This is a genomic window from Phormidium pseudopriestleyi FRX01, from assembly GCF_017313335.1.
Classification (GTDB): Bacteria; Cyanobacteriota; Cyanobacteriia; order Cyanobacteriales; family Laspinemataceae; genus Laspinema; species Laspinema pseudopriestleyi.
This window is the reverse complement of sequence record NZ_JAFLQW010000495.1, coordinates 1-3,407: the sequence shown is the minus strand read 5'-3', so window position 1 is coordinate 3,407 and position 3,407 is coordinate 1. Positions and strand designations below refer to the sequence as shown.

Below are 3,407 nucleotides of genomic sequence, written 5' to 3'. Positions count from 1 at the left end.
ACTTATGGCCTTAATTGATCAGGTTAAACAAGTCTGCGATCGCCTTGCGAACTACGGATGGCGAGAATTACTGTTACAGCATGGGTTGGATATCACAGCGGCAAATCTGACAGCCGAATTGGGGAAAATCCTCCCGAACATCAACCGCACTATTCCAGGATTTACAGATTTTGCTGATGAAGGGAATCGGGCGATCGCACCGGGTTCTCCCGCCCGGAGTTTACTCTATCATGCCTTAGCTGCGGCGACGGTCGTCACCGGGTCTCAGGGCAGCGAATTAACCGCCTTTCCCACCCTCGCTGAGATTGAAGCGGTGGAAAACTACGTTTATGGCGTTGAACCCCCCTCCTTAATGGAATTGCGGGTCAAGGCGAATTATGGACCCTTGGCGATCGCCGTCTTTGCCTCCGAATACCGTGTTGCCTCGGACACACCCCACCAGAAACACGCAGATTTGTGCTTTTCCAGGACAGGGGTCGCCCGAGTGGGAACTGCTGAAGCCCTGTATGACAGCAAAAATCGCGGCTTTTTACCCTTTGTAGAAGGTGACTCCCAAGCCATGCGGGTGATTCCAGCCAGGTATAGTGCCTATATTGCCGTAATCCGTCGAGGCGATCGCCCGGGATACAAACCCATGCGCGTTCGCGATGGCGACGATCGCCGCTTGTTCTGGTTTCCCTTACACAAACTCTTTAGCGGCAATGAATGTCTGCGTAATTTTAACTTAACCCTTAGCCTAGAAGCCAGCCATATCAACGAAAAACTCCGTCGCATCCATCTCCAACTGCAAAACCAAGGGTATGACACCGGATGGAGTGAACCTGATATCAGCAATTCCCCCTTTATCTTTACCGAAGGCATCGCTGAGTTCTCACAAAACCCCGATGATGGCATCGGCATTCTCACCCCCATCGTCCATCCTAACCTCGTCGAAGCGGCAGAATATCAAGGCAAAACCCTTACCTATCAAGTTCCCGCCAACTATGGCTTAACCCTCTCCTCCAGCTTGCTGATTCCCGCAGACAACGAAGCGCGACACGCCCCGGAATATGTACACGCCCGTCATCAAGTCTTACCCAACGGGGCAGTCGCTGACCTGAATGAACGCCCAAATGTTGCTAGTATAGTAGCCCAAGGCGGATACAATGCCTTACATTACCTTGACTTTACCGCAGATGGCTGGATTGAAGCCCTCTGTCCCGAATTAGCCATCCAAATCCCCCGAAGGGTTCCTGCTTATTCCCTCGTAAGCGCCCCGGATTACTTCCCCACCTGCGATCAACGGCAACTCATGGATTGGTGGGAACAATCGGTGCCAGAAGCCGTGAGAAACAGCATTTGGCGCATTCCCCCGGAAACCTTAGCCGATGAGCGAATGCCGCCGAATTTGGCGTTAACCGAGGCTGGATTTCGCCCGGAAGATGCCACCGTAACGGCGATCGTCTCCTTACCCGTTCAAGCCTTTGTGAGACAGCGGCCCCTAGACCGTTTCATCCTGAATCGTCAATCCTACCTCCCGGATGCGGCTGCCGGAATCTATGCACCCGGATGGGATGTGAGTTTTGACCGCACTCCAGAAGGCTTAGACTTCTTAGCTGCCTATGGTTTGGGCAGTCCCTTCCCGGAAGATTCTAAACTTTGTGCCGCACTTAGTGCGTTTTGGCCTGCGGTGTCGCCCGATGCCGCCCGCACCTTTGAACCGATGCGAAGTTGGCCCACCGTTAGCCCTCTCACCGATGCAGAAATCGGTCAAACCGGGGAATTGCCTTGGGATGGGGTTCCGGGACCGCGCTTAGTGCAATTGACCGATCGCCAAGTGGTGGAATATGAGGCATTCGATCATGTCGATTACGTCACCAACGCCTTACAAGGTAAATTCACCTTAGCCTTAACGGGACAAGTGAATGTGCGAGAATACGAGGCGAGAGTGCTAACAATGGCTTATGTGTATAGCGCTTTAGGTATCGAAGAGGAGAAATACTTTCGTCCCGGACAGTCTGAGGCACAAAACGCCCAGGCATTTGGGCAAATTGTCAATGAAAAATCCAAATGGGGTGTTCTCTCCTTCCGGGAAGTGACCCCAACGGAAACGGAACTGCAAGAGGCACAAACCCAGACGGGCAAACGCTTACGGGGAAAAATTTATCGGTTTGAAATGTATCAGCATGGAAATATAACTACCCCGGAAGACGTGCGAAAACGCTGGGTGGAAGTCCGGGAACGGGTAATCCTGTTTGTGGATGGACTGCGGGTGTTGATGAAACGGGATTCCGGAGTCTGGGAATCAAAAAATGTGTGAGTTTGACGTGGCGATCGCTGGGAGTGGTCCAGGAGGGACTGCTGCCGCCATTGCCCTGGCACAACAAGGGTTCCGAGTGGCGATCGCCGAAGCGGAACCCTTCCCCCGCCCTCATCCCGGGGAAACTCTCCACCCCGGCATCGAACCCCTGTTACAGCAGTTAGGAGTCGGCAGTCGCCTCTTAGCTGCCGGATTCTTACGCCATACAGGGAACTGGATACAATGGGAGAGTTCTCCCCGGTTTGAGCCATTCGGGTCCGATGAAACCGGACCTTGGCAGGGATTTCAGGCATGGCGGGCAGATTTCGATACAATGTTGCGCGATCGGGCGATCGAATTAAGGGTCGAAGTTCGTCAACCCTGTCGCGCCTTACATCCGATTGTTAGCCAAAACCGAGTTACAGGAATCGCCACCAACCAAGGTGAAATCAAGGCCAAATTTGCAGTCGATGCCACCGGCAGCAGACAGTGGTTAGCCAAACCATTAAAGTTAGCAATCAACCCATTTTCTCCTCCCTTAATCGCCCATTATGGCTATGTGGAAGGAGACTGTCCCATCCGAGATGATGCACCGGCGATCGTTGCCAATGACTCGGGATGGATTTGGACTGCAAAAGTCAGACCCCAACTCTACCAATGGACCCGCCTTGATTTCGGCAACCAACGAATAGAAAAAAACTGGCAACCCGCCGAATTTCAAACCCTAAAACCCTGGGGAAAACCCGCCGTTGCCGATGTCACATGGAGACAAGTGTCTCCCCCCGCAGGACCCGGTTATTTTCTAGTCGGAGATGCCGCTACTGTTCTAGATCCAGCCTCATCTCATGGGGTTTTAAAAGCAGTCATGTCGGGAATGATGACAGCCCATTTAATTACCCAACTCTTGCAAGGGAAAGCGTTTGAGAGTCAAGTGATTGCCGGATACAGTCAGTGGATGGAGACTTGGTTTCAGAAAGATATCCAAACGTTAAAAAACCTTTACGCCTTATTGCCGAATGCACCAGATTGGGTAAGATAATAGTAGCAATCCTTGCAGCCCTCACCCCCAACCCCTCTCCCAAAATGGGAGAGGGGCTACAAGAATTGCCATAATATTTATCAGAGGAGT

2 protein-coding genes are annotated in these 3,407 nt (G+C 52.3%); both read left to right on the top strand.

All coding sequences use genetic code 11. The annotated features are described in order from the left end of the window. Window positions 1–2,299, top strand: a 2,299-nt coding sequence (locus tag J0895_RS18915) for a hypothetical protein (protein WP_242541410.1), incomplete at its 5' end; no start/stop codon positions are given. Beyond that, window positions 2,292–3,317 (top strand): NAD(P)/FAD-dependent oxidoreductase, encoded by a 1,026-nt coding sequence (locus J0895_RS18910; protein ID WP_207089559.1) that lies wholly within the window; start codon window positions 2,292–2,294, stop codon window positions 3,315–3,317. The genes J0895_RS18915 and J0895_RS18910, both read left to right, overlap by 8 nt. The last annotated feature ends 90 nt before the right edge of the window (window positions 3,318–3,407 follow it).

Excerpts from the sequence above, each read along its gene's own strand:
- J0895_RS18910 (WP_207089559.1), top strand. The coding sequence starts at position 2,292 with ATGTGTGAGTTTGACGTGGCGATCGCTGGGAGTGGTCCAGGAGGGACT.